Origin of the sequence: Vreelandella boliviensis LC1, from assembly GCF_000236035.1 — a bacterium.
Lineage (GTDB): Bacteria > Pseudomonadota > Gammaproteobacteria > Pseudomonadales > Halomonadaceae > Vreelandella > Vreelandella boliviensis.
In genome coordinates, this window is the sequence record NZ_JH393259.1 from 481239 (window position 1) to 507240 (window position 26002).

The 26002-nt window shown below is 53.2% G+C and carries 28 protein-coding genes and 2 tRNA genes; 11 read left to right on the forward strand and 19 right to left on the reverse strand.

All coding sequences use genetic code 11. The features are described from left to right. Nucleotides 1-171 precede the first annotated feature (171 nt). From moaE to KUC_RS16705, 10 genes are all read right to left on the reverse strand, one after another. Nucleotides 172-639: a molybdopterin synthase catalytic subunit MoaE gene (moaE, locus tag KUC_RS16660; protein WP_007114407.1), complete on the reverse strand. Its 468-nt coding sequence runs from the start codon at nt 637-639 to the stop codon at nt 172-174. Between the two features lie 2 nt (nt 640-641). Continuing rightward, complete coding sequence (gene moaC / locus KUC_RS16665) at nt 642-1439, reverse strand: cyclic pyranopterin monophosphate synthase MoaC (RefSeq protein ID WP_007114408.1); 798 nt, start codon at nt 1437-1439, stop codon at nt 642-644. Nucleotides 1440-1443: 4 nt separating this feature from the next. Further along, nucleotides 1444-2052, reverse strand: a complete 609-nt coding sequence (gene mobB / locus KUC_RS16670) for a molybdopterin-guanine dinucleotide biosynthesis protein B (protein ID WP_040481317.1) — start codon at nt 2050-2052, stop codon at nt 1444-1446. An 84-nt stretch (nt 2053-2136) separates the two neighbouring features. After that, nucleotides 2137-3369: a uracil-xanthine permease family protein gene (locus KUC_RS16675; protein ID WP_007114410.1), complete on the reverse strand. Its 1233-nt coding sequence runs from the start codon at nt 3367-3369 to the stop codon at nt 2137-2139. An 87-nt stretch (nt 3370-3456) separates the two neighbouring features. Next, nucleotides 3457-4086, reverse strand: coding sequence for a uracil phosphoribosyltransferase (gene upp / locus KUC_RS16680; RefSeq protein ID WP_007114411.1), 630 nt, complete (start codon nt 4084-4086; stop codon nt 3457-3459). A 96-nt stretch (nt 4087-4182) separates the two neighbouring features. After that, entirely contained in the window at nt 4183-4866 is a 684-nt protein-coding gene (ung, locus tag KUC_RS16685) for a uracil-DNA glycosylase (protein ID WP_176459045.1), read from the reverse strand. 2 nt (nt 4867-4868) lie between these two features. After that, the gene (gene gpt, locus KUC_RS16690) at nt 4869-5348 is read right to left on the reverse strand and encodes a xanthine phosphoribosyltransferase (RefSeq protein WP_007114413.1); all 480 of its coding nucleotides are present in this window, start codon (nt 5346-5348) and stop codon (nt 4869-4871) included. A 6-nt stretch (nt 5349-5354) separates the two neighbouring features. Beyond that, complete coding sequence (locus tag KUC_RS16695; RefSeq protein WP_007114414.1) at nt 5355-5900, reverse strand: adenine phosphoribosyltransferase; 546 nt, start codon at nt 5898-5900, stop codon at nt 5355-5357. 38 nt (nt 5901-5938) lie between these two features. Further along, a complete protein-coding gene (locus KUC_RS16700) occupies nt 5939-7237 on the reverse strand; it encodes an NCS2 family permease (protein WP_007114415.1) in 1299 nt (432 codons plus the stop codon). A gap of 201 nt (nt 7238-7438) precedes the next feature. Next, nucleotides 7439-8095, reverse strand: coding sequence for a riboflavin synthase (locus tag KUC_RS16705; protein WP_007114416.1), 657 nt, complete (start codon nt 8093-8095; stop codon nt 7439-7441). 589 nt (nt 8096-8684) lie between these two features. Between KUC_RS16705 and KUC_RS16710 the strand changes: the two genes are divergently transcribed. The 4 genes from KUC_RS16710 to msrC all read left to right on the forward strand — a co-directional run bounded on the left by KUC_RS16710 (nt 8685) and on the right by msrC (nt 11858). Continuing rightward, nucleotides 8685-9743: a methionine ABC transporter ATP-binding protein gene (locus KUC_RS16710; RefSeq protein WP_007114417.1), complete on the forward strand. Its 1059-nt coding sequence runs from the start codon at nt 8685-8687 to the stop codon at nt 9741-9743. Next, nucleotides 9724-10377: a methionine ABC transporter permease gene (locus KUC_RS16715; RefSeq protein ID WP_007114418.1), complete on the forward strand. Its 654-nt coding sequence runs from the start codon at nt 9724-9726 to the stop codon at nt 10375-10377. The genes KUC_RS16710 and KUC_RS16715 overlap by 20 nt, the downstream gene beginning before the upstream one ends. Nucleotides 10378-10480: 103 nt before the next feature. Further along, nucleotides 10481-11272 (forward strand): MetQ/NlpA family ABC transporter substrate-binding protein, encoded by a 792-nt coding sequence (locus tag KUC_RS16720; protein ID WP_007114419.1) that lies wholly within the window; start codon nt 10481-10483, stop codon nt 11270-11272. A 100-nt stretch (nt 11273-11372) separates the two neighbouring features. Then, complete coding sequence (gene msrC, locus KUC_RS16725) at nt 11373-11858, forward strand: free L-methionine (R)-S-oxide reductase MsrC (RefSeq protein WP_007114420.1); 486 nt, start codon at nt 11373-11375, stop codon at nt 11856-11858. A gap of 54 nt (nt 11859-11912) precedes the next feature. Here the strand turns inward: msrC and KUC_RS16730 are convergent. Both KUC_RS16730 and KUC_RS16735 read right to left on the reverse strand, forming a co-directional pair. Then, nucleotides 11913-11989 (reverse strand) — tRNA-Val (locus KUC_RS16730). A gap of 22 nt (nt 11990-12011) precedes the next feature. After that, a tRNA-Val gene (locus KUC_RS16735) sits at nt 12012-12088 on the reverse strand. 203 nt (nt 12089-12291) lie between these two features. On the opposite strand from KUC_RS16735, the gene KUC_RS16740 reads away from it, so the two are divergent. Beyond that, the gene (locus KUC_RS16740; RefSeq protein ID WP_007114421.1) at nt 12292-13362 is read left to right on the forward strand and encodes an endonuclease/exonuclease/phosphatase family protein; all 1071 of its coding nucleotides are present in this window, start codon (nt 12292-12294) and stop codon (nt 13360-13362) included. A 36-nt stretch (nt 13363-13398) separates the two neighbouring features. Here the strand turns inward: KUC_RS16740 and KUC_RS16745 are convergent, their stop codons facing one another. Further along, nucleotides 13399-14775, reverse strand: coding sequence for a class II fumarate hydratase (locus KUC_RS16745; protein ID WP_040481318.1), 1377 nt, complete (start codon nt 14773-14775; stop codon nt 13399-13401). Between the two features lie 306 nt (nt 14776-15081). Between KUC_RS16745 and KUC_RS16750 the strand changes: the two genes are divergently transcribed. Further along, on the forward strand, nt 15082-15456 hold the full coding sequence (locus KUC_RS16750) for a phasin family protein (protein WP_040481321.1): 375 nt from the start codon (nt 15082-15084) through the stop codon (nt 15454-15456). 110 nt (nt 15457-15566) lie between these two features. Here the strand turns inward: KUC_RS16750 and hda are convergent, their stop codons facing one another. Next, nucleotides 15567-16274 (reverse strand): DnaA regulatory inactivator Hda, encoded by a 708-nt coding sequence (hda, locus tag KUC_RS16755; protein WP_007114424.1) that lies wholly within the window; start codon nt 16272-16274, stop codon nt 15567-15569. Next, entirely contained in the window at nt 16271-17401 is a 1131-nt protein-coding gene (locus KUC_RS16760) for an AI-2E family transporter (protein ID WP_040481323.1), read from the reverse strand. The genes hda and KUC_RS16760 overlap by 4 nt, the downstream gene beginning before the upstream one ends. A 244-nt stretch (nt 17402-17645) precedes the next feature. Between KUC_RS16760 and purM the strand changes: the two genes are divergently transcribed. Beyond that, nucleotides 17646-18713: a phosphoribosylformylglycinamidine cyclo-ligase gene (purM, locus tag KUC_RS16765; RefSeq protein ID WP_007114426.1), complete on the forward strand. Its 1068-nt coding sequence runs from the start codon at nt 17646-17648 to the stop codon at nt 18711-18713. Further along, the gene (purN, locus tag KUC_RS16770; RefSeq protein WP_007114427.1) at nt 18710-19465 is read left to right on the forward strand and encodes a phosphoribosylglycinamide formyltransferase; all 756 of its coding nucleotides are present in this window, start codon (nt 18710-18712) and stop codon (nt 19463-19465) included. Before purM ends, purN begins: the two co-directional genes overlap by 4 nt. 84 nt (nt 19466-19549) lie before the next feature. Here the strand turns inward: purN and dcd are convergent, their stop codons facing one another. The 4 genes from dcd to cobA form a co-directional block, all read right to left on the reverse strand. Beyond that, nucleotides 19550-20116: a dCTP deaminase gene (gene dcd / locus KUC_RS16775; protein ID WP_040481325.1), complete on the reverse strand. Its 567-nt coding sequence runs from the start codon at nt 20114-20116 to the stop codon at nt 19550-19552. Nucleotides 20117-20127: 11 nt separating this feature from the next. Continuing rightward, nucleotides 20128-20928, reverse strand: a complete 801-nt coding sequence (gene apbC, locus KUC_RS16780) for an iron-sulfur cluster carrier protein ApbC (RefSeq protein WP_007114429.1) — start codon at nt 20926-20928, stop codon at nt 20128-20130. 174 nt (nt 20929-21102) lie between these two features. After that, complete coding sequence (locus KUC_RS16785) at nt 21103-22260, reverse strand: coiled-coil domain-containing protein (RefSeq protein ID WP_040481327.1); 1158 nt, start codon at nt 22258-22260, stop codon at nt 21103-21105. 203 nt (nt 22261-22463) lie between these two features. Continuing rightward, complete coding sequence (gene cobA / locus KUC_RS16790; protein ID WP_050804881.1) at nt 22464-23285, reverse strand: uroporphyrinogen-III C-methyltransferase; 822 nt, start codon at nt 23283-23285, stop codon at nt 22464-22466. Between the two features lie 245 nt (nt 23286-23530). On the opposite strand from cobA, the gene KUC_RS16795 reads away from it, so the two are divergent. The 3 genes from KUC_RS16795 to KUC_RS16805 are packed head-to-tail and all read left to right on the forward strand — an operon-like array spanning nt 23531 to nt 25992. Beyond that, on the forward strand, nt 23531-24433 hold the full coding sequence (locus KUC_RS16795; RefSeq protein WP_040481329.1) for a GGDEF domain-containing protein: 903 nt from the start codon (nt 23531-23533) through the stop codon (nt 24431-24433). A gap of 29 nt (nt 24434-24462) precedes the next feature. Beyond that, nucleotides 24463-24801: a 4a-hydroxytetrahydrobiopterin dehydratase gene (locus tag KUC_RS16800; RefSeq protein WP_007114433.1), complete on the forward strand. Its 339-nt coding sequence runs from the start codon at nt 24463-24465 to the stop codon at nt 24799-24801. After that, nucleotides 24802-25992 carry an amino acid aminotransferase gene (locus tag KUC_RS16805; RefSeq protein ID WP_007114434.1) on the forward strand — a complete coding sequence of 397 codons (1191 nt, stop codon included), beginning with the start codon at nt 24802-24804 and terminating at the stop codon, nt 25990-25992. It abuts the gene before it with no gap. Nucleotides 25993-26002: the final 10 nt, after the last annotated feature.

Here is a 26002-nt window from a genome sequence, read left to right on the forward strand (position 1 = left end):
GCGTTCGCAATGACAGTTTCGTGTCCCTGCGAGGAGCCTTCTTATTTGTCATTGCGAGGAGCGCAGCGACGCGGCAATCTCAACCAGCGTTGACGCCTAACCCCGAGATTGCTTCACTGCGTTCGCAATGACAGTTTCGTGTTATTGCGAGGAGCACAGTGACGCGGCACTTCATTCCCAGCGCGCTGCATCCTGCTGATCAGAGTGGCGTTCTGTGACCCAATACTCACCCTGGGTAGAGTGCTCTTTCTTCCAGAAGGGCGCCTGGGTTTTCAGGTAATCCATTATAAAATCGCAGGCTTCGAATGCCTCACGCCGGTGTGCACTAGCCACCAGCACCCGCACAATTGGGTCACCCGGCGCCAGATAGCCAACGCGATGGATAATCCGCACTGCCTGGAGCGACCAGCGCTGCCAAGCCTGTTCGCCAATGTCTGTCAACGTGCGCTCGGTCATGCCCGGGTAATGCTCCAGCGTTAACCCCGTGACATCCGGTTTTTCATTAAAATCACGCACTAAGCCGGTAAAACTCACCACCGCGCCAATATCGCTACGCCCCGCTAAGGCATCGTCATAGCCGTAGGCCATTGAGAATGGGGCTGCTTGAATCGCTACTTTAATATCCAGCTTATTATCCACACTCACCCCCCTGTAACTGGCGGGAAAAATGCCACTTCGTCATCATCGGTCACTAACGCTTCGTCATTGGCCATGACTTGGTTAATTGCACACAGCGTGCGCTGGTCAGTGAGCTGTTTAAAGCGACTATCCTGCTCGACTAGTGCGGCCTTTAATCCGCTAATGTCGCGGCTAGCCAGTTGATCAAGGCTCACAACCGCCTCGCTTTCGCCTACTCGCTCGCGCAGTTCAGCTAAAAACTTAACCCGCACGCAGGGTGAAGGGCAGCGCTCGCCCAAGCTGACTTCTCCGGCCACGCCGTCGCCAGTAACAATGGGCGCCTGGGAGTTCATACGCTGGTAGTCACCGCGCAGGCCACCCTGCTTGCTATCGAGCTGAATGGCCTCGATCCGCATACCTTTATCGACCGCTTTGCACATATCGTAAAGCGTCAAACAGGCTACCGAGACGGCAGTAAGGGCTTCCATTTCAACCCCGGTGCGGCCATTTAAGCGACACAATGAGGTCACGTGAACGCAGGATTCGGCAACATCAATATCGAACTCAACTGACACCTTGGAGAGCGCCAGTGAATGGCAGAGAGGAATCAGCTCATGGGTGCGCTTGGCGGCCTGGATACCGGCGATTCTCGCTGTGGCCAGCACATCGCCCTTGGGCAATTCACCATCGCTAAGCAATTTCAGCGTTTCAGGCTGCATCACAATGCGGCCCGAGGCGACGGCTTCGCGGCGGGTTTCTTGCTTATCGCCGACATCTACCATATTGGCTTCGCCACGGGTATTGAGATGGGTTAGATACATGTTGTCACCGTTTCTTTTTTAAAGCCCAAGCACTTGAAACCGAAGTACTTGAAGCCGAAGAACTTGAGAATCTAGCGTCGGTTTTCGCGCTTAACCAACTGACTATCCAGCTCGCTATTGCTTCGCTATCGTCTAGATTTAACTGGGTCACCGTAGCCGCTAGGTCTATAGGCGATGGTGCGCTCAGCGCGGCTGCCTCAACCCATTGGCCGGTTAAAATAGTCGTATCACCAATGCCATCGCGGTATAACACCAGCTTGGGAATCGGCCAAGCCTTGAAACCTTCGACAATCACCAAGTCGGGTTGGTGCGGCGCCATCATGGCAATTAACTGGGCTAAATCCGGCTCTTTCTGGCCGGGGGTTTCCTGCATCAGCGCAAATCGTTGACGAGAAGCCACCAGTACCGGTGCGGCACCTGCACTGCGCAGCTTATAGCTATCTTTGCCGGGCTGGTCGACATCAAACGAGTGGTGTGCATGCTTGATCACAGCGACCTTCAAACCATACTCGGCTAATCGTGGCAGCAGCTTCTCTAACAGCGTGGTTTTACCGGTACCGCTCCAGGCAGCAATCCCCAGAACTGGAAAAGCTGCGGTTAGTTCGTTTTCCATGCTGCCGACACTCCTGATGATCTCTAAACGCACTTTACAAGACCTGTCATCCTTGCGATGCACACGGTGTTACTGGCGATTAGCTTACTCGCCCTCTTGCTCGCGGGGTAACAGCCAGTTCAACGCGATACCCACCAAGGCGGCAAGACTAACGCCCTGCAGGGTGAACTGGCCACCGCCAAACTGCATACCACCAATGCCGAACACCAGTATTAGTGAGACCACCACTAAATTGCGGGGTGCCGTCAGCGACTGACCAGCGCGCACCAGCGTATTCATACCGACGACCGCAATGGAGCCAAACAACAGCGTCATTATACCGCCCATTACCGGGCCCGGAATGGTCTGCAATAGCGCGCCAAGCTTGGACACAAATGCCAGCACAATGGCAATAATAGCGGCGACGATCATGTACTTGGGATTAAACGCCCGAGTGAGGGTTACCGCCCCTGTGACTTCCGAGTAGGTCGTATTCGGCGGCCCGCCGAATAGCGCTGCCACGCTGGTCGCCAACCCATCGCCTAACAGCGTGCGATGTAGGCCAGGCTTTTCCAGGTAGTTTTTGCGGGTCACCGAGCCAATCGCCACCATATCGCCAATATGCTCTACCGCCGGGGCAATCGCGACCGGAATCATAAACAGAATAGCCGCCCAGTGAAAACTGGGTGCGGTAAAGCTGGGTATCGATAGCCACGCCGCCTCACGCACAGGCGTAAAGTCCACAACACCCATCAGCAGCGCTAAAAAATAGCCGGTGACAATGCCGCCGATAATCGGCACTAAGCGAAGAAGCCCCCGTCCAAACACGGCCAGCACTAACGTCACTAATAAACTGGTCATCGAGAGAAAGATTGCCGCGCCATAGCCGATGTTGTCACTGGTTTCCCCGGTCGCCATGCTAACCGCCACCGGTGCCAGCGCCAGGCCAATCACCATAATCACCGGCCCCACCACTACAGCGGGAAGCAAGCGGTGCAGCCAAGCAGTACCTTTTAAACGCACGGCCTGGGAGATCGCCACATAGACCAACCCTGCCGCCATAAGCCCGCCCATGGTCGCTGACACGCCGAAGCTCGCCACAGAGCCTTGAATCGGGGCAATAAAAGCAAACGATGAGGCCAAAAAAACCGGCACGCTCTGTTTGGTCACCGCGTGGAATACTAGGGTTCCCACCCCGGCCGTGAACAGTGCAACACTTGGGTCAAGACCGGTCAGAAGAGGCACTAACACCAGGGCACCAAACGCCACAAACAACATTTGGGCGCCGGTTAAGATGACTTTCGGCCACGACTCAGCCTGACTGGTAGCTTCACGCATAAGTGAATCCCTAGTAATTATTCGATAGCAGGAGTGCAAAAAAATGCCCCTGACGCTGGGCGTAAGGGGCAATATATTTAAAGACGCTTAGCGAGTTCCGAAAATCTTGTCGCCAGCATCACCCAGCCCAGGGACGATATAGCCATTTTCGTCCAGCCGGTCATCGATTGAGGCGGTGTAAATTTCAATATCAGGGTAGGCATCTTGTACCCGTTTGATGCCTTCAGGGGCGGCGACGAGCACGATCACCTTCATACTTTCACAGCCGCGTTCACGCAGCATGTCCAGTGTCGCCACCATCGATCCACCCGTCGCCAGCATGGGGTCAATCACGATGGCCATGCGCTCTTCGATATCGTTGGCAAACTTGGCAAAATAAGGCACCGGCTGCAGCGTCTCTTCATCGCGGTATAGACCGACAACGCTTACCCGTGCACTGGGAATCAGATCCGTTACGCCTTCCAGCATGCCGAGCCCAGCACGCAGAATCGGTACAACGGTGACTTTCTTACCTTTTAGCCGACGGGTGGCAATCGGCTCGCCGTTCCATCCCTGGATTTCATGATCTTCCAGCTCCAGACCTTTGGTTGCTTCATAGGTCAACAGCTTGGCGACTTCACCTGCCAGTTCACGAAAGCTTTTAGTGCTCAAGTCAGCTTCGCGCATCAGTCCCAGCTTATGTTGAACAAGCGGATGGTTAATGGCGTAAACACTCATGGGACTTCCTCACTGCAGGGGGATTCAGAATGGCAACCAGGGTTGCATCAGCTAGGCACAAAATTGCGCGTATTCTACCCGCAACCACTTACGAGGTTAAGGGGTTTCCGGCAATTGCCACTCAATGGGGGCTCGACCCTGGGCCTGCAGAAACTGATTGGCTTGGGAAAAATGCCGAGTACCGAAAAAGCCCCGGTGCGCAGAGAGCGGTGAAGGATGCGGGGCTTCAAGTATTAAGTGGCGCCCCTGGTCGATTAACGCCTTCTTCTGGCGCGCATGACTTCCCCATAACAGAAATACACACGGCGGCGCGTGCTGGCTAACAGTTTCAATGGCGCGGTCGGTGAACGGCTCCCACCCTTTACCGCGATGCGAGGCCGCATTGCCCTGCTCAACGGTAAGCGAGGTGTTTAACAACAGCACGCCCTGCTTGGCCCATGCTTCCAGATGGCCGTGGCGCACAGGGGTGAAACCGACATCGGTGGCCAACTCTTTGTAGATATTGACCAACGATGGCGGCACAGGAACACCGGGCTGCACGGAAAAACATAAGCCATGAGCCTGATTAGGGCCGTGATAGGGATCTTGGCCTAAAATAACCACCTTCACTTCGCTCAACGGCGTCAGCTCAAAGGCGCGAAACCATTGTGTGGAGTGTGGGTAGATAATTTTCTTGGCCGCTTTCTGCTGCGCCAAAAAGGCTTTTAGCGCCAGCATATAGTCAGCCTGAAACTCATTACCCAGCCACTGACTCCAATCGCCGGGAAGTGGATTGGCCATCATTACCTCTTCATTTGATCGACAAGCGGCTCAACGTACGCAACGCCCATATCCCAGGGGAATTGAATCCAGCATTGTTGGGAAACTTCCGTCAGGTATTGATCCACCAGGGGGCGACCGTCCGGCTTGGCGTAGATAGTCACAAAGTGAGCTTTAGGCAACATTTTGCGTACTGCCCGCGCTGTTTTGCCGGTATCCACCAAGTCATCGACCAGCAACCAGCCTTCACCGTCATGATCGACGCCCTTCATAATATCCAGGCCGCCTTGATCCATATGGTCATAGCTTTTAATACACACGGTATCGATCAGGCGGATATTAAGCTCCCGAGCAATCAGCGCGGCGGGAATTAAACCGCCGCGGGTAATCGCGACAATGCCTTTAAAATCACGCTCAATCATCTGATGACACAGGGTGCGCACATCACGGTGCAACTGATCCCAGGAGACAGTGAAATGTTGGTGATAACGATCGCTGCTCATGGGGAGTTACTCGTCTTCGGTGAAAGAACAAACGGCGAATACGCTGTAACCGGCATCGCGAATTTTTTGTGAACCACCCAGCTCAGGCAGATCGATAATGGTGGCCGTTTCAACCACCTGGCCACCGCTGCGCTGAATCAGATTGGCCGCTGCCAGCATGGTGCCACCGGTGGCGATCAAGTCATCCATTAGCAGGATACGGTCATCTTTCTGGAACGCATCGGAGTGCAGCTCCACTTCAGAATGACCGTACTCAAGCGTGTAAGTCTCGCTAATCGTCTTGAAGGGTAGCTTACCCTTCTTACGCACTGGCACAAAGCTACAGCCCAACTCATAGGCAAGCGGCGCACCAATAATAAACCCCCGCGCATCAATGGCCGCGATGGCATCCAGGTTCATCTCTTGATAGCGGTGTACGAAGCTATCGATCAGCTTGCGAAAGGCAGCGCTATTTTGCAACAAGGGGGTAATATCGCGAAAATTCACGCCCTTTTCAGGCCAATCGGGAACCGTGCGAATAACGGACTTAATGTAGTCGCCGTAGATGCTCATCGCGTCTCTCATTGAGTAATAAAAAGGGTAGTATTTAATCAAACCAAGAAAAGATATCTTGCCGCAAACAGCAGTGACAAAATAATCACCGCTGGGTTCAGGTCGGCAAAGCGGCCCGAAAGCGCCTTGATCGCCACGTAGCTAATAAAGCCTAGCGCGATCCCTTCGGCAATCGAGAATGTCAGCGGCATTGCTAGGGCAGCAATCAACACAGGCGCTGCATCGGTGGGGTCTTCCCAATTAGCGTGGGCCAAACTGCCCGCCATCAGTACAGCCACATACAGGAGCGCACCCGCGGTAGCGTAGGCCGGAATCGAACCCGCCAATGGCGCGAAGAACAAGCTGATCAGGAACAAAACACCCACGACTACCGCCGTTAAGCCGGTGCGGCCCCCCGATGCAATACCCGCAGTAGATTCAATGTAGCTCGTCGTAGTGGAAGTACCCAAGGCGGCACCCGCCATTGACGCGGTGCTGTCGGCCATCATGGCGCGACCAATGCGCGGTAACTTGCCATCTTTGTCCAGCAGCTTGCCACGATGGGCAACACCGACCAGCGTGCCTGATGTATCAAATAGATCAACAAACAGGAAAGCAAAGATCACGCTGAGCATCGCCACATCCAGCGCGCCCATCAAATCCATCGCCATAAAGGTAGGCGCAATGGAGGGCGGCATCGACATCAGACCACCATACTCATTATGGCCAAGCACCATCGCCGCTACAGTCACACCTAAGATGCCAATCATTACTGCGCCGGTAACTTTAAGGTACGCCAGAGCGGTTATCACAAAAAAGCCTAGCAGCGCATAAATAGCCGGCGGTTGGGAAAGGTCACCCAATGAAACAAAGGTAGCGGGGTTGGCGACCACAATACCAGCATTCTTAAGCGCAATCATCGCCAGGAAAAGACCAATACCAGCAGCAATCCCCAGCCGTAACGTCATTGGAATGGCATTAATGATCCACTCACGAATTTTAAAAATACTTAACAAGAAGAACGTTAAACCAGAGAAGAAGACCGCCCCCAACGCCGCCTCCCAGGTATAGCCCATCCCCAACACCACGCCGTAGGTGAAGAAGGCGTTCAAGCCCATGCCTGGCGCCTGGGCAATTGGGTAGTTGGCCCACATTCCCATGACGAAACAACCAATCGCTGCCGCCAAGCAAGTCGCGACGAACACCGCGCCGTAGTCCATCCCCGCTTCAGACAGGATGCTCGGGTTAACAAAGATGATGTAGGCCATCGTCAGGAAGGTGGTAATCCCGGCGATAACTTCTGTCTTCACATTGGTTTTGTGCTCGGAGAGCTTGAAATAGTTATCCAGAAGTTTCATGAATCTTCTTATCCTTAGCGCTAACGCCGCATGAGTATGCGTTCTGGTGCTGAGAAAAGCCGCACATACTACCGAAACGCTCGCCGTGATGCGAGCGCCTCAGCGTGGCGACCAGTGTTGGCGGAAATAGCCCCGCCGCCTAATGCCAAGCAATCTTTAGGCCATGATCTAACCGATCGGTCAACCCAGTAGCCGTTAAAGCTAATTATTGACGCTGCAGCGGCTATTACCGAACCCCGTTTTTTGAGAAAGCACGCGCTCCACGGTTTCAACGATCACTTGTGTCTGCGGGTCAATTTCGATGTTGACCTGATCACCGGGCGCTCGATCCTGAAGCGTAGTGCGCGACAGCGTCTCCGGAATTAAATTGACACTGAACTCCACACCACTGCTCTCTGTATGACGTACATCACCAATGGTCAGGCTGATACCGTCCACCCCGATATAGCCCTTTTCAAACACAAACCGGCCCAGCCTTTCCGGTATTGAAAACCACAACCGACGGTTGTTCGGCGCCTCTTCGATGGCTACCACTTCTGCCATGGAAATGATGTGGCCCGACATGGAGTGGCCACCAATTTCATCACCAAAACGCGCAGCGCGCTCTATATTGACGCATTGCCCAGGGGCGACTGCACCAAGATTAGTCAATCGCAGCGTTTCACGCATCAAATCAAAACTAACGTTATCGCCCTCTATCGCTGTTACCGTTAAGCAAACACCGTTGTGAGCAACCGATGCTCCAATCTCAAGCCCCTCGCGCATCGAGGGCGGCAATTCCACCACATGTACGCGAAAATCATCCAGCTCACGTACCGCCACTACTCTGGCCACCCCTTGCACAATGCCTGTAAACATAAGGTTCTTCTCTCCTAATGTATTAAAAAAACCGTGTCGTAAAAATTGAGTAGTAAAGACTGAACAGTAAGAACTGAGCAGTCAAAATGCTGAATAATTGGCACAAGCTTACTACTGGTGCCTCATATTTGTGCCCTCTGTATTGATGGTTTCTTGGACTACCTATTCTACGCCACCCGTTTCTTAAATCGCCCATGCAGAACTAAAAACTTAAATATTCATCAACGATAGAAAATAATGCTAATTCACAGGCTTTAAACATAAAACCAGAGGGCTAAAATTGACAAGATAGCTACCAAACTCTAAAATTTTGCCGCAAATGTAATGACGCCGATTTGTACCCAGATTGCGGGCGTCCACTTGGTCACTGACTTAGAATTGGTTGTTGACCTAGTGAAGTGCAGCTAAAAGGGTGTGTCCAGCGTTGATGGCCACCCACTAGGGTGGCTTTTTTATTCCCCGCCCTATCCTTAGCCGCCCTATTTTTAGTGACCCGAGAGCTTAGCCGCTCTGCTCGCTCCGAGCTTTTTAACCGCGTGGGTCGCGCACTCCCGCACACTGTTTTCGGCCTACCGGTAAGGCAAACGCTATGATTGAACTTAGCAACGTTAGTAAAACCTATTTCAGTAATAACAAGGGCAACGGTGCACACGCCATCCATGCACTTAAAGACGCCTCTCTCAATGTGCCCAAGGGCACGATTCACGGCGTTATTGGCCTGTCCGGCGCGGGCAAATCGACACTCATTCGCTGCGTTAACTTGTTAGAGCGCCCCACTAGCGGCAGCGTGACAGTAGATGGTCAAGAAATGACGCGCCTGAGTAACGCAGCACTCAATCGAGCGCGCCACCGTATTGGCATGATTTTTCAACACTTCAATTTGCTAACCACACGCACGGTGTTCGACAACGTTGCCCTGCCTCTGGAGCTAATGGGGCAAAAGCGCCACACCGTTCGCGATCGCGTTATTCCGCTACTGGAGATGGTCGGCCTGGCAGATAAAGCCAATCAGTACCCTGCCCAGCTTTCCGGTGGCCAGAAGCAGCGGGTCGCGATCGCCCGAGCGTTAGCCAGCAAACCACAGGTACTACTCTGCGATGAGGCTACCTCTGCGCTAGACCCACAAACCACCAGCTCAATACTGGAGCTGCTGCGCGATATTAACCATCAACTGGGCATTACCATCCTGTTGATCACCCACGAGATGGAAGTAGTTAAATCGATTTGCCACCGGGTGAGCCTGATTTCAGACGGCGAACTGGTGGAGGACTCGGAAGTCGGCGACTTCTTTACCGCCCCGCGCACCCAGTTGGGTCGTGAGTTTCTCAACGATTTCCTACAGCTAACACCCCCCAAAGAGCTAATCGAAAGGCTCCTTGATGCCCCCAGTGAACATACTCACCCGGTGGTACGCCTAACCTTCTCGGGCGATGCGGTCTCAACGCCGCTGATTTCGCGCCTTGCCCGGGAGTGCGAGGTCGATGTCAGCATCTTACAAGCTAAAGTAGAGTCGATTCAGGAACGCACCCTGGGCCTGATGATCGCGGAACTGCTGGGCACCCCGACGCAAACCCAGCAAGCCATGCACTATCTCGAATCTCATCAACTGCAAGTAGAGGTACTCGGCCATGTCCAGCGCAATGATTGATTTAATTTTACAGGCCACGCTGGATACCCTTTATATGGTGGCCGTTTCAGGACTGATCTCTACCCTCGTCGGCCTCCCTCTTGGGGTGATGCTTTATGTTACCCGTCCGCGGCAAATATTGGCCAAGCCGGTTCTCAACCAGGTGTTGAGCATTATTACCAACGTCGGCCGCTCTATTCCGTTTATTATTTTGATGGTGGCGATCATTCCTTTTACGCGCATGCTGGTGGGCACCTCGATTGGTATTAATGCCGCGTCGGTACCACTGACGATTGCCGCTATCCCGTTTGTCGCTCGATTGGTCGAGGCGGCACTTAATGAAATCTCGCCGGGGTTAATTGAAGCCGCCCAAGCCATGGGGGCAACGCCTTGGCAAATTATTCGCAAAGTGCTAATTCCAGAAGCTCGCGGTGGGATCATGACAGGCTTAACCATTACCGTTGTGACGCTGGTCAGCTACTCCGCCATGGCAGGCGCAGTGGGCGGCGGCGGCCTCGGCGATTTAGGCATTCGCTACGGCTATAACCGTTTCAACCCTACCATCATGCTTATTACGGTGGTGATCCTGGTCATCATGGTGCAGGGCTTTCAGAGCCTGGGCGACTACTTGGTACGCAAAAGTGACCGCAAGTGACATTGCGTACAACAATCATTCGTTATAACCAAAATGCATTAGACAGCGGTTTTTTATTACCGCATCATTGCATTATTAAGCACAACGTCACTGGAGAGATTTTATGCAAAAATTAATTATTGGTAGCCTTACCGCCCTGGCGCTCGCGGTTAACGTCGCCAATGCTGAAACGCGCAGTATCAAAATGGGTACCGTTGCTGGACCCGAAACCGAAGTGATGGAAGTGGCTGCGCGCATTGCCAAAGAAGAGTACGACCTTGATGTGGAAATCATCGAGTTCACAGATTACGTTACCCCGAATGCCGCCCTGGCCGACGGCAGCCTAGACGCCAATGCCTACCAGCATGAGCCCTACTTACAGTCGATGGTCGACGACCGTGGCTATGACCTGGCTATCGCTGGCTACACCTTCGTTTACCCAATTGGCGCTTACTCCGAAAAATACGACAGCATCGATGACCTGCCTGACGGCGCACAAATCGCGCTGCCCAACGACCCCTCCAATGAAGGTCGCGCGCTGATTTTGATGCACAACGAAGGCCTGATCACCCTTAACGATCCGGAATTTCTCGAATCAACGCCTATCGATATCGCTGAAAACCCCCGCGACTTCCGTTTCCGCGAAATCGAAGCCGCCCAACTACCCCGCGTACTGCCCGATGTCGACATGGCCTTCATCAACAACACCTTCGCGCAGCCGGCTGGTTTAAGTCTGGATGATGCCTTGATCAAAGAGGGCCCCGAGTCCCCTTACGTCAACCTGATCGCGGTTCGCGGCGGTGACGAAGAGCGCGAAGAGATTCGTCAGTTGGTCGACGCCTATCAGCGCGATGAAGTGATTGAAAAAGCCGAAGAGCTGTTTAAAGGCGCAGCAGTTCCTGGCTGGATCGAGTAACACCCCGATTTAGCAGCCAATAGATAACATCCAGGCCGACACTCATATGCAGCCATATGAAAAAGTGTCGGCCTGTTGCGTTAGTAGCATAGGAGCCCACATGCAAAACAGTGTTGACTACCCACTTCTCAATCGCCAGCTTGAAGCGCTGCTCGATACACGCGACTGGCTCACCAACAGTGCGCAAACCTGTGCCTTTATTCATCAGCAGCTTAGCGACTTGAACTGGGCAGGCTTTTATCTTCAGCGCCAGCCCGAGGTTTTAGCCCTAGGGCCCTTTCAGGGGCAGCCCGCCTGTCACCCGATTCCCTTTAGCAAAGGCGTATGCGGCACGGCTGCCCGCCTGCAGACCACCCAGCGAGTGGACGACGTGAATGCAGTCGCCGACCATATTGCCTGCGATGCCAACTCTCGCTCCGAGCTGGTGGTTCCCATCGTGGTGGAAGGCCAACTGTGGGGTGTACTCGACCTGGATAGCCCACTACATGCACGCTTCAGCCAACAAGACCAAGCAGGCATTGAAGCCCTGGTAGCAACGTTTATGCACCAGACCGACCTGCCCGACCTGATTGTGTCCGCTACATAACACCCACGCAAAAACGCCCCAAGCATCACTGCCTGAGGCGTTTCTGATAAAAACTGGTAGGACCAGGCGGATTTGAACCGCCGACCTCCACGATGTCAACGTGGCGCTCTAACCAACTGAGCTATGGTCCTGAAAAGAGATGCTGACATTAACTGGTAGAACCAGGCGGATTTGAACCGCCGACCTCCACGATGTCAACGTGGCGCTCTAACCAACTGAGCTATGGTTCTATTGGACTATTCAAAAGTCACATGCCTTGCAACGGATGCATATCTTACGCCCTCATCACTGAATTGCAAGCTCTTTTCTTTTTCAACACCCTTCTCCCAAGCGTTAACCCCATTACAAATATATGTTCATTCGACACCTGTAACCTTCTAGCGCTAGGCTTATCGCTTTAATGTGCTGGGCGTTATCTATAGGGAGATAAACCATGCTGGGTATTTTGCTAGGAAGCATCGCTATCGTGCTGTTATTGGCGACGCTGGTTGCACGCATACATTTACACTGGTGGTGGATTCGCAGCTTTGAATTTCCACGCCTGCAGATCGCCTTTCTAGCCTTAATCACCTGGTTATTAGCCGTTATCTTCATTGAGCCCGGCCCCTGGTTATGGACAGCTCTACTCGCCTCGGGCATCACTTTACTGGTGCAAGTCTACTATATTCTGCCCTGGACGCCGCTGTGGCCTGTGCAGGTTAAAACGGCAGAGAGTAACGATGCCGATAAAAAGATCACGCTGCTGATCGCCAATGTGCTGACCCCTAATCGCCAGGCGCAAGCGCTGATCGATATGATCAGTCAGCATCAACCAGACATTGTACTAACCCTGGAGTCAGACCAGTGGTGGCAGGATCAGCTGGATCCAGCGCTCGCCGAGCAGTGGCCGCACAGCGTTAAAATTCCGCTCGACAACCTCTACGGTATGCACCTCTACTCGCATCTGAAACTCACCGACACCTCCGTTGAGTGGCTGATTCAAGACGACATTCCGTCCATTCATACCCGAGTAACGCTAGCCAGCGGCGAGAGTATTCGCTTCTACGCGCTGCACCCCCGGCCACCGGCGCCCAGCGAGAGTGAAAAATCCCTGTGGCGGGATGCTGAGCTGCTGTTGGTGGGTAAAAAGATTCATGAAGATCCCCAAGCGACGCTGGTCGCTGGGGATCTGAACGATGTGGCCTGGTCGCGCACCACACGGCTTTTTTGCCGTGTTGGCGGCATGCTCGACCCACGCCGGGGACGCGGGTTATTTAGCACTTTTCACGCTAAATACCCAGTGCTACGCTGGCCTCTCGATCATATCTTTGTCACCGAGCACTTTACCTTAGTCGGCATGCAGCGGCTTCACTACTTCGGTTCCGACCACTTCCCGATACTGGCAACCTTTTGCTATCGCCCCTCGCGCCAAGATGAGCATGAAACGCCCGAAGCGAATACAGAGGAGCGCAGCGAAGCAAACGAAACAATTCAGGAAGGCAAAACCGAACGGCAAGAAACCTAAACGCCGGTCACTTGTAGTTAGCTGATTTAATTCGTGTTACTCGGGGATGCCTCCCCGAGTTAACGCGGCCGGGTCCAGCAGCCGCTCTAGCGTCTCCCTGTCGAGATCAGTCTTCTCCTCAGCCACATCAATAATTGGCCGCCCCGCTTGGTATGCCTCTTTGGCAATAGCCGCGGCGGCGTTGTAGCCAATAGCGCCATTTAACGCCGTCACCAAAATGGGATTCCTCGCCAGCGGGCCTTTTAAATTATCTTCACGAACCTTAAAGGTGGCAATCGCACGGTCAGCCAGCAGCCGGGCGGTATTACTCATTAAGCTAATTGAGGTAAGCAAATTGAAAGCCACCAGCGGCAACATAACGTTTAACTGGAAATTGCCGCTCTGCCCTGCAATGGTGATCGCGGCATCCAGACCGATGACTTGTGCGGCAGCCTGAGCGGCTGACTCAGGAATAACAGGATTAACCTTCCCTGGCATAATCGAGCTACCGGGCTGTAATGCCTCAAGCTCAATTTCCCCTAGTCCAGCCAACGGCCCTGAATTCATCCAGCGCAGGTCATTGGCAATTTTCATAATCACACAGGCTAAACCTTTCAATTGCCCAGAAAGCTCCACCGCCGCATCCTGGGAAGAGAGGCTAGCAAAGAAGCTGTCATTTGGGGTGAACATCAACCCCGTCTGTTCGCTCAGCTCTTGCGCTATCTGTTCAGCAAAACCGATCGGTGCGTTAATGCCAGTACCCACGGCGGTTCCGCCCTGGGCTAATCGACACAGCCTCTTCATGGCGCTATCAAAGCGCTCAATGGCCTGACTTAATTGGCTCGACCAGGCGCCCAGCTCTTGATCCATGCGTAGCGGCATGGCGTCCATCAGGTGAGTACGGCCGGTTTTCACCACATGGCTAAGCTCACCGGCACGCTGGTCGATGGTATCGCGCAGGTGAACCAGGGCTGGGCGTAGCGATTCGTGTACTGCGATGGCAGCTGATAGATGAATCGCCGTGGGGATCACATCATTGCTGGACTGCCCCATATTGACGTGGTCATTCGGGGTGACTTCGAGGCCCTCACGGCTTGCCAATGTCGCCAACACTTCGTTGACGTTCATATTGGTAGAGGTACCTGAACCGGTTTGGAATACGTCGATGGGAAAATGCTCGTCGTGTTTACCGGTTAACACTTCCCGGGCGGCTTTTTGAATTGACTCGCCGCGGGCGCTATCCAGCCCTCCCAGGGTTTGATTCGCCCGAGCTGCCGCGAGCTTGATGCGCGCGACGGCGTGAATAAAGGCTGGGGGCATGGGCGAATGAGAGACAGGAAAGTTATTGATCGCTCGCTGGGTCTGCGCGCCATACAGGGCCTTGGAAGGCACTTCCAGCTCGCCCATGCTATCGCGTTCCATCCGTGTTGCCATTGCTCTTTCTCCCATCAGTCAGATTCATAGTGCTGGCTATCTGAGCGTATCACCACGTTTTCGTTCGCTCACGCTTTTGTTCACTAGTGCGAAACCACCTCGATTCCCTTCAAGCTAGCGGGTTCGGCCATCCAGGCAAGCTTGCCCCACCACCCGCTGAGTAAATGCCAAAAGCCAAATGTTGCACTGCACAAAAACACTTGCTATGCTGCAACGCAAGATAGCTTAAAAAGCTAACCACTCAATAGGCAGCGCCAACCTCTGGATAGCTGCTTTTGGCAAGACTAACCCCTGGAGGGTATGACGATGCGTACATTAAATACTAACGAAATGACTCAGCAGTTTGACAACATGTTTATGGCGCCTGTACGCGCTTACATGGCGTTGAGCATCGATTACAGCGAAAAAATGATTAACGCTCAGATGGACGCTAGCAAAGCCTATGTCGACACTGGCATTGCTCAAATGCGTCAAGTGATGGATGTGAAAGACGCAGACGGCCTGCGTAGCTACATGGAAGGTCAGCAAAAAGTTGCTAAAGAGCTGGCTGAGCGTGTTAAAGGCGATACCGATAAAGTCGTATCTCTACAGCAGGACTTTATCCAGAAAAGCCAGAAAATTACCGAAGACAACGTTAAGCAGGCGCAAACCGCAGCTAGCAAGTTAAGCAAAACCGCTTAATCGCTTATTGAAACAATAAGCTGGTAAACAAATCGTGTAAAACGCCCCTGCTGGCTCTAGCCTTCTGGGGCGTTTTAGTGATTATCTTTAGCATGTTTTTACCCGGCGCTTCACCAGCCGAGGGCGGATTTTACAAACGGTATGGTCAATTTACGCTTGGCTGATAGTGATGCTTTATCCAGGGTTTCCACCGCACGGCAAAGTTCGCCTAACTCGCGAGGGCCACGATGCAAAATATAGCGCCCAACGTCATCGGGAAGTTGCATACCTCTCACGCTGGCACGCAGCTTTAGAGCTGCCAACCGCTCATCGTCATCCTCTAAAGTGCGCACGTGAAAAGTCACTCCCCAGGTCAGACGCGAAGCCAAATCGGGCAGCACCACGTTTAGCTGTCGCGGGGAGGCGCTGGCGGCAATCACTAATTTTTTCCCAGCATCTCTTAGCCGGTTAAAGGCGTGAAACAGCGCTTCCTCCCAGCGCTTGCGGCCAATTACGCACTCCAAGTCATCAATGGCAACAAGATCCAAACGCTCGATGTCTTCCAGCATTAACGGCGGAAAATGGCCCAATTCATCCAGCGGTAAGTAAAGCGCGCGTTTATCTGCATCAGATGCCGCATGACAAGCCGCCTGAAGTAGATGGCTACGCCCCACTCCTGGCGCTCCCCACAGATAAAGAAACTGCTCACCCTCCGGGGCCAGCTGCTGGGCAAGTTTATCTACCAGCGGCGTATTTGCACGCGCCACATAGTAATTATCAAAGGTCGCGTCGTCACGCAGTCCAATTCCCAAGGGAAGCTGTGCCGGTGCTCGGCTCATGGTGACTCCCGTCCATCATGGTGGCCCAGCTCGTCGTGGTGTGAAGAACTGGTCTCAATGATTGGCGTATGTTTGTCGGTATTATTTTCATCGTACAGTTCGCTATGCTGATAGCGAACTTTAACTTCTTTTAGCAGCACTAGAATCACCGCAGCAACGGGCAGTGCCAACAACACCCCTGTTAAGCCAAACAGATTACCACCCGCCAGCACGGCGAATATAACCGCGACCGGGTGTAGGCCAATCTTATCGCCCAATAATTTAGGCTGCAGAACAACGCTCTCGGCCATTTGGCCAATACTAAATACCAGGATAACGCCTAGCACCGCCCACCATGTGGCGTACTGGAACAGCGCGACGACAAGGGCAATCACCAGGCCGACAATAAAGCCCAAGAACGGCACAATGCTTACTAATCCGGATACAAAGCCGATCAACAGACCAAAATTAAGCCCCATCAGCGTTAAGCCCACCGCATAAATAATCCCTAAACAGAGCATCACCAGCAGTTGACCACGTAAAAACGATGACAGCACTTCATCGCAACGACGCGCCAACCGGAAGGTATCGTTTGCCCACTGGCGCGGCACGAGATTGGCAATACTGGTCAGTAGGCGGTTCCAATCCAAGAGTAGATAGAAGGTAACCACAGGAATCAACGCCACATAGGTGATCCATGATGCAAAGGCCATACCGGAACGGCCAATTTGTCCTAGCGCCTGGGCTAAATAGCCGCCTGCATCGCGCCAGTTTTCGGCCAGTGTCTCACGCGCATTGGTTAACTCCGCAGTTAAGTCATAACCGGTCCACTCTTGCACCTGGGGAGCGAGAGTATTTTCTACCCAATTGAAGATACCTGGAATAGCCTCGCCCAGCTGTTTAAGCTGTTGAACAAGAAGCGGTATTAAAATCAACATACTCACCACAAGCACGACCAGCAGCACTAAAAACACGCTACCCACCGCGAATGGCCGATTCATGCCCCAGCGTTGAAAACGGTTAGCCAGCGGATCAGCTAAGTAAGCGAGAATCATCCCGGCAATAAAAGGCATCAAAACCGCATCTAACAAATAGATTAAACCGCCTATCACCACCAAAAATAGAACACCCCACCAAGAATTCCGCATAGTTCCCTCTCAAACGTGATTTAACCCGACCATTTCACTTATCGTAGCTATTTTCATTTATCGCTACTATCGCTGCTCATCGCTACTATGCCGCATATGAGTGAAAGCCGCTTGTAAGCTTTTCATAATGTGTGACAGCGGTGCGGCCTGCGCCGCTGAGTGTTACAATCCGCTCCAGTTATCGTCCAGCACTGGCCATGTCGCCAGCACTACCAGCACCGCTATTTGCTTCACAGGATCCGTCATGACCGAGACCTCCACTTCTTCGGCTACTCCTTCACTCAGCTATAAGGACGCAGGCGTCGATATTGATGCCGGTAACGCCTTAGTTGACCGCATTAAACACGTTGCCAAGCGCACTACTCGCCCAGAGGTAATGGGCGGACTTGGCGGTTTTGGCGCGCTCTGCGAGATCCCAGCGGGCTATCGGCAGCCCGTGCTAGTCTCTGGTACCGATGGCGTCGGCACCAAGCTGCGCCTGGCGATGGATCTTGGCAAACACGACACCATTGGTATTGACTTGGTCGCTATGTGTGTCAACGATCTCATTGTGGCCGGTGCCGAACCGCTGTTATTCCTAGACTACTATGCCACGGGTAAGCTCGATGTGGATATTGCTGCTGACGTTGTCACCGGCATTGGCGCTGGTTGCGAACTGGCTGGCTGCGCCCTGGTAGGCGGCGAAACCGCCGAAATGCCGGGCATGTATGAAGGCAGCGACTACGATTTAGCGGGCTTTTGCGTGGGCGTGGTTGAAAAAGCAGATATTTTAGATGGCAACAAAGTGGCCGAAGGCGACGTCATATTGGGACTTGCTTCATCCGGGCCACACTCCAACGGCTACTCGCTGATTCGTAAAATCCTCGAGGTCAGCGACGCTTCGTTAGAGACCGACATCGACGGTAAAACCCTTGGCGATGCGCTCATGGCGCCCACGCGCATCTATGTTAAATCACTGCTCTCCTTAATGCGCGGCAGCAATATTGCCGTACACGCGTTATCGCACATCACCGGCGGCGGTTTGCTTGAAAACATTCCTCGCGTACTGCCCGACAATCTCGCTGCGCATATTGATATTGCTAGCTGGAAGCGCCCAGCCGTGTTTGATTGGCTGCAGGCCAACGGCAACGTTAATGAAACCGAAATGCACCGCGTGCTTAATTGCGGTATTGGCATGGTCGTTGTGGTGCCGCAACATCAAGCAGAGCAGGCGATGGCTCATCTAGAAGCCGAGGGCGAATCAGTTTACCACCTCGGCCAGATCGTTGAGCGCCAAGGGGACGCCGTTATTCTGGAGAACCTCTCGGCATGACCAACACGGACTACCAGAGCGATACCATTAAAGACGTAACGCCAGAACCCCTCGGTGCACGCCGCATAGTGGTGCTTATCTCAGGCAGTGGTAGCAATCTGCAGGCGCTGATTGATGCTCAGTCTCACGACCGATTAGGCGGCGGAGAGATTGTCGCGGTCATTTCCAATATTGCTGACGCCTATGGTTTGAAGCGCGCCCATCAAGCAGGCATTGACGCGGTTGCTCTACCCCACCGGGAATACGATAGCCGCGAAGCTTATGACGGCGCCTTAATCAAAGTCATTGAGCGCCACGAGCCGGATCTGATTGTGCTGGCGGGCTTTATGCGCATTTTAACGCCTCGCTTTGTCCAGCGCTTCCTGGGTCGGATGCTGAATATCCACCCTTCGTTGCTGCCGGACTACCAAGGGCTCAACACTCACGCCCGCGCTCTCGCAGACGGTGTTGCCAGCCACGGCTGTAGCGTTCACTTCGTCACCGAAGAGCTAGACGGTGGCCCGGTCGTACTGCAAGCGGAGCTGATGGTCAGCGATGACGACACAGCTGAAACACTGCAAGAGAAGGTTCGCTCCCGGGAGCACCTAATCTACCCGATTGCGGTGCAGTGGTTTTTGGAAGGCAGGCTGCAGTTTAGTGCCGAAGGCGCCAAAATGGACGGTCATCTTCTGCCGGAACACGGAATGCGTCTTTCCCACGCCGACGCTGCAGAAGAGCTTGATGAGGAGCTCGACGAAGAGTCGCAGGGCTAGAATGGTATCGTCACAATAAGCATTAAAAAGCGCCTTACAGTTTTTTGCCGTAAGGCGCTTTTTTGTAGCAAAGCATTTCGATAATTAGGTACGCGGCAAGGTCACCCCACGCTGTCCCATATACTTCCCGCCCCGGTCTTTATACGAGGTTTCGCACACTTCATCGGACTCTAGGAAAAGCATCTGCGCAACGCCTTCATGAGCATAGATTTTCGCCGGCAGATTGGTGGTATTAGAGAATTCCAGAGTAACGTGACCTTCCCACTCAGGCTCAAGCGGCGTCACGTTGACAATAATGCCACAGCGCGCGTAGGTGGATTTACCCAAGCAAATAGTGAGCACGTTACGGGGAATACGGAAGTACTCTACCGTACGCGCCAGCGCGAAAGAGTTTGGCGGAATAATGCATACGTCGCCTTTAATATCGACGAAGCTTTTAGCATCAAACGCTTTGGGATCAACAATCGCTGAATGAATATTGGTGAAGACTTTGAATTCATCTGAGCAGCGCACGTCATAGCCATAGCTCGATGTGCCGTATGAAATCACTCGCTGTTCGTTCACATAGCGCACTTGCTCGGCTTCAAACGGTTCGATCATCGCGTCGCTTTTGGCCATACGACGAATCCAATTATCAGATTTGATACTCATTTATGTCGTTATCACTCACTAAAGGAAATAGTTGGGCCGTCGCTTTGATTCGCGCTAACCGCTTCAGCAACTTTTTTGGCAATAGCCACAAAGGTTTGACTCACTGCCCCCTCAGGTTCAGACACTACGCTTGGGCGCCCCGAATCAGTCAGTTCCCGGATGGAGAGCGTCAGTGGTAGTCGTCCAAGCACTTGGGTATCGTACTCTTGAGCGATGCTATCGCCACCGCCGGTGCCAAAAATAGCCGCTTCATGACCGCAATTTTCGCAGTGGTAGAGGCTCATATTTTCAACCACGCCAAGCACCGGAACGTTAACCTTACGGAACATTTCGATCCCTTTACGTGCATCTAAAAGGGCAATGTCCTGCGGGGTGGTTACAATCACCGCACCCGCCACTGGCACTTTCTGGGCCAGGGTCAGCTGGATATCACCGGTGCCAGGGGGCATGTCTATCAACAGAAAATCGAGATTATCCCATTGAGTTTGCGTCAGCATCTGCTGGAACGCGCCCACCACCATCGGCCCACGCCAAACCATCGGCTCGCGAGTATTGACCATGAACGCCATCGACATGGCCTGAATACCATGGGCCTGGAGCGGTAGAAATTTGTCGTTGCTAGCCGCTTGAGGGCGCACGCCCTCTTTAACACCGAGCATTTGCGCCTGGCTGGGTCCATAGATATCCGCATCTAGGACACCCACACGATAGCCCTGAGCTGCCAGCGCTAATGCCAAATTCACGGTGACGGTGGATTTTCCCACGCCTCCCTTGCCCGATGCCACTGCAATAATATGCTTAACCCCATCCATTCAATGGCACTCCTCGTCTTAGGCTCTTAATAACTGAATTAACGTTGAGTGAATGATACGCCTCGCAGCCTAAATCATAAACCAACAACAAGAGAGCGGATGCCGGTTCCCCAGCATCCGCTCTTACTCTGTTAACACGGAACATCCATTACAGCGTTAACATCTAGCCTTTTATTAACCAGCGTTTTGCTGCGATTCTTCACTGCTACCATCGCTGTCGTTGGCGCTCTCACTAGCAGAGGGCCCACCTGACGAACCTTCTTCAGACGAGTTGTCCTGTGAAGATGATACAGCCTCGCCAGCTGACTCTTCCGCATCTGCCAAGCGACTGTCTAACGTCGACAGCTCCTCGCGCCATTCACTTAACTGGCTCTCTAAACGCTCTAGCTGGCTCTCACGCTGTTCGATATCACTCTCAACGCTTGCCACTTCTTCACGGCCCATGTCCAGGGCGACCATAACGTCATCCAGCTCACTACGCACCTGACTCAAGCTTTGTTCTTCCTCTTCGCGTAGCACCGTCAGTGACTCCACATCGCTTTTCAGTTCATCTCGTTCGCTGGTGAGTGAGTCACGCTCATTTTTTAGCTCATCAAGCTCGCTTTGGGAAGTCGAGATTTCCTCTTCTAAGCCGCTTAGCTGTTCATTTGACTGGTTGATCTGATCTTCTAGCGTAGTCAGCTCCTCTTTGGTGCTGCCCAGCTCTTCAACCGCTTGCTGACGCTGCTGCTCAGCTTCCTGGCGGGCTGCCTCAGCCTCCTGGCGGGCTTCTTCAGCGCTAGAACGCGCTTCTTCTACTTGCTGGAGGGCACTTTCCGCCTCATCTCGGGTGCTAATGATTTCATCACGCTCTTCGCGCAGTTCAGTCATCTCGCTCTCAGCGGTTGCTACCTGCTCGTTAACAGAGGCAATTTCTTCTTCCAGCGCATCTCGCTCGGTCTCAAGCGCTTCTAAACGCGATTGAACATCGCCGACATTGCCTTGAGCGCTTTCAAGGGACGAACGAGCCTCTTCCTGCTGTGCTTCCAGGGATGCCATGTCCTCCCGCAGCGCAGCTAAATTGGTTTCAGCTTCCTCGATTTCTCTGATGCGCTGGCTCATTCGGTTATTTTCTTGCTCAGCGCTGGCGAGCTGCTCTTCTAAGCTTTCGACGCGATCCTGGCGGGAGCCTGCATTAGACTGCGCCATAATCGCCCAGATAACCGCAATGGCTGCGATACCAGCAATTGCTTTTACCCGGTTATCTTGGAAGAGGGTTTTCATGTCCGACTTTTTAGCCGGCTCTGGCTTGTTGGCAGGCGACTGGGGATCCGAGTGGTTTGCTTCCGACATTATGCGTTCCTCTATGGTCTAAGCTAACGTTTGTCCAAGCTAACGATAATCAGCTGCGCGATGATCAAGTACGTGGATAACGCGCTAACCGTGGATGATCTCCCCTTAAGCATACACAGCTCACTGTATCTAGCCAGTCTGCTTGCAAAATCGTGTATAAATGTTGCCGCAGTGTTACCAGTCAGACAAATATGTTTATTATTTTAGTCTGAAGGTGGATGCTTTCCCTCATGAAAGCCAGAAGCCTCTCCACTTAGTGCATCAAACCAATCCAACGTGGTATGCAGTGACACCACGCTACCCACTATTAGTAGCGTAGGCGGTTTAATGTGGCCCGCCAAGAAAGCATCTGGCAGCGTAGACAAAGTACCTACGTGGGTAAGTTGCTGTCGGGTTGTCCCCTGTTCAATTAGCGCCAGCGGCGTTTCTGGCGCTAAGCCGTGCTCAACCAGCGCCTGGCTGATCACATTAACGCTGCCTAACCCCATATAGAACACCAAGGTTTGCCCGGGCCGCGCTAACGCATCCCAATCAAGCTCACACTCGCCTTGCTGTAAATGCCCAGTGACAAAACGCACCGACTGGGCATGATCGCGATGGGTTAAAGGAATGCCTGCATATGCCGCACAGCCTGATGCCGCCGTCACCCCTGGAATCACTTCCACACTCACTTGTGCCGCCACCAGCGCCTCGAGCTCTTCTCCGCCACGGCCAAAAATAAACGGGTCCCCGCCTTTCAAGCGCACGACGCGTTTACCTTGCTGAGCCCACTTTACAAGCGCTTGATTAATACCTTCTTGAGGAACGCTATGCAGTGAGCGTGCTTTACCAACATAGAAACGCTGCGCCTGTGGCGGTATAAAGGCGACAATTTCATCGCTAACCAAACGGTCATACAGCACCACTTCAGCTGACTGCAGGCGCTTATAAGCTTTTAGCGTTAATAACTCTGGATCGCCTGGGCCGGCGCCCACTAGGCTTACCAAGCCATATGGCTGAGACGTTTGCTTTCGTGCTGCTTCCAAGAAACCACCCCAGGAATAAAAAAAGTTTTTGATATGCCAAAAAGTAATTAATTTTACCACTAAATGCCAATAACGCCTTGTCTGTTGCTTAGAATACAATCGAATATATATAAAAATAGAACATATATATTCTAAAAAAATATAGATAATAGCCATTTTGTCTGCAATGGCTTACATCCTGATTACATATTTAGGTCTAATCTTCACGATCGAATTTAAATTGGCATATGTTTGGAGATTCACGCATGCCCGTGAATGATATAGACGCACCCGAGCGAGTCAGTGCAGACCACCTTGTTGCCCACATACCAGGCGTTATCTTTCAGTTCCACCGCGCTCGCAATGGCCATATGCGGTTCCCCTATTTAGAGGGCGGCGGCGCGGCTCTTAAACATATTGACTGCGACCTGCTCGCGCAAAATGCTGGCCAGCTGGTTGAGCAACTGACCGGCAACGACCACCCCAGGATAATGTCGGCGATCGAACGCTCGGCCCGCTGGATGCTGCCTCTCACGACACGCTTTCGACTACCGTTTCCTAAAGACAAACCTCACTGGATTGCGGTGAGCGCCAAGCCCAAGCCCGTCGTCGATGGTGTTCAGTGGAACGGCATAATGATGGATATTAGCCATCAGGTCGGCGAAGAACAGCGGCTTCGCAAGCTATGCGATACAGACCCCCTGACTCAACTGCCCAATCGGCGCAAACTGATGATGCACTTAACCCATGTTGCATCGTTGAGTACCCGTCATGGCACACCGCTCTCCATCATGATGATCGATATCGATCACTTTAAACGCCTTAACGACCGTTGGGGCCATCTGCATGGCGATGACGTACTTAAACAGCTGGCAACTCACGCCCAGTCGCTACTGCGTTGTGAAGACATGATTGCCCGGCTGGGAGGAGAAGAGTTTATGGTCGTGCTGCCGCTCACGCCGCTGCAGCCATGCCATGCACTTGCCGACCGCTTACGCCAAGCCATCAGTGTATGCGACTTTGGCATGGGTCCGGGCCAGGTGACGTTGAGCATTGGGGTTGCCGAGTATCGCTGTGGTGAACCCCTCACCAGTTTGATCGAGCGCGCCGACCAAGCGCTGTATAGTGCCAAAGACGTTGGTCGCGACTGCGTTTGCCATCTACGCTAAAAGGGATAACCAAATACAGGGGCCAAACGATGACCACGCTAGCCGACGCTATTTGCGAACCGTGCAGCAAAAATGCTCAGCCGTTAAGCAAAAATGAAGCCCAAGAGCGGCTAAAAAGCCTCAGCCAGTGGCAGATTGTCGAGCACGATGGCATCATGAAGCTGTCGCGAAGTTTTAAATTCCGTGACTTTGCCGGCGCATTGGCATTTACCCAACGCGTTGGCGATATTGCAGAGCCGGCGGGCCATCACCCCGTTATCGTGACTGAGTGGGGCAAAGCCACCATCACGTGGTGGTCTCACGCTATCAAAGGCCTGCATGTTAATGACTTCATTCTTGCCGCCAGAACCGACGAGGTAGCCGACTAAATGTTTGAGCATATTGAGCGAGTCCCAGGAGACGCCATTCTCGGGCTGATCGAAGCCTTCAAAAAGGATACCAATCCGCAAAAGGTGGATTTAGGTGTTGGTGTTTACCGCGATACCCAAGGCAACACGCCGGTAATGCGCGCCGTTAAGGAAGCAGAAGCTCGCCTGCTCAAGAATGAAACGACGAAAACCTATATCGGTTCTCACGGCGCGCCTAGCTATGGCGAAGTAGTGCTTCCCATGGTACTAGGCACTGAGTCACCGGTACTAAAAGCCAACCGTGCCAGTGCGACGCAGTCGCCTGGCGGCACCGGTGCTTTGCGCTTAGCAGCTGACTTTATTTCCTCCCAGCTGCCGGGCAAAGGGATTTGGGTAAGCGACCCCACATGGCCCAACCACCACGGTATTTTTACCGCGGCAGGTATTGAGCTGCACAAGTATCCTTACGTTGATCCCGATAACCGTCTCGATTTTGACGGTATGCGCGCAGCGCTAAAAAGCATTCCAGAAGGCGATGTAGTGGTACTTCACGCCTGCTGCCACAACCCTACCGGGTTCGATCTTTCCCACGACCAGTGGCAAGAAGTGCTAGAGATTGTCCGTGAGCGCAAGCTACTACCGCTGATCGACTTTGCCTATCAGGGCTTTGGCGAAGGTTTGGATGAAGATGCTTACGGCGTTCGCCTGCTGGCGGAGAACCTCGACGAAGCGATTATCACCAGTTCCTGCTCGAAGAACTTCGGTATTTATTGTGAGCGTACCGGCTGCTTGATCATGGTGGCAAAAGACAGCGAACAGATGGATAACATCCGCTCGCAGGTCGCGATCGTGGCACGTGAAAACTACTCAAACCCGCCTGCTCATGGCGGCGCTATCGTCAGCGAGATTCTCCACGACCCAGAGCTAACAGCGCTATGGCGTGAAGAACTCACCGAAATGCGCGATCGCATTAACACCCTGCGTCGCGACTTCGTCGAAGCGTTGAAGCCCTATGGACTGGACGAAAAGTACGCCTGCGTAGCCGAGCAGCGCGGCATGTTCTCCTACACTGGCTTAACGCCGGAACAGGTAGATCGTCTGCGCGATGAGTTTGGCATCTACATGGTGCGCTCGGGGCGCGCCAACGTAGCGGGCTTCTCCCACGAGAACCTGCCCTACTTGGCCAAAGCTATCGCCGCTGTAAACGACTAACGTCCAAGCA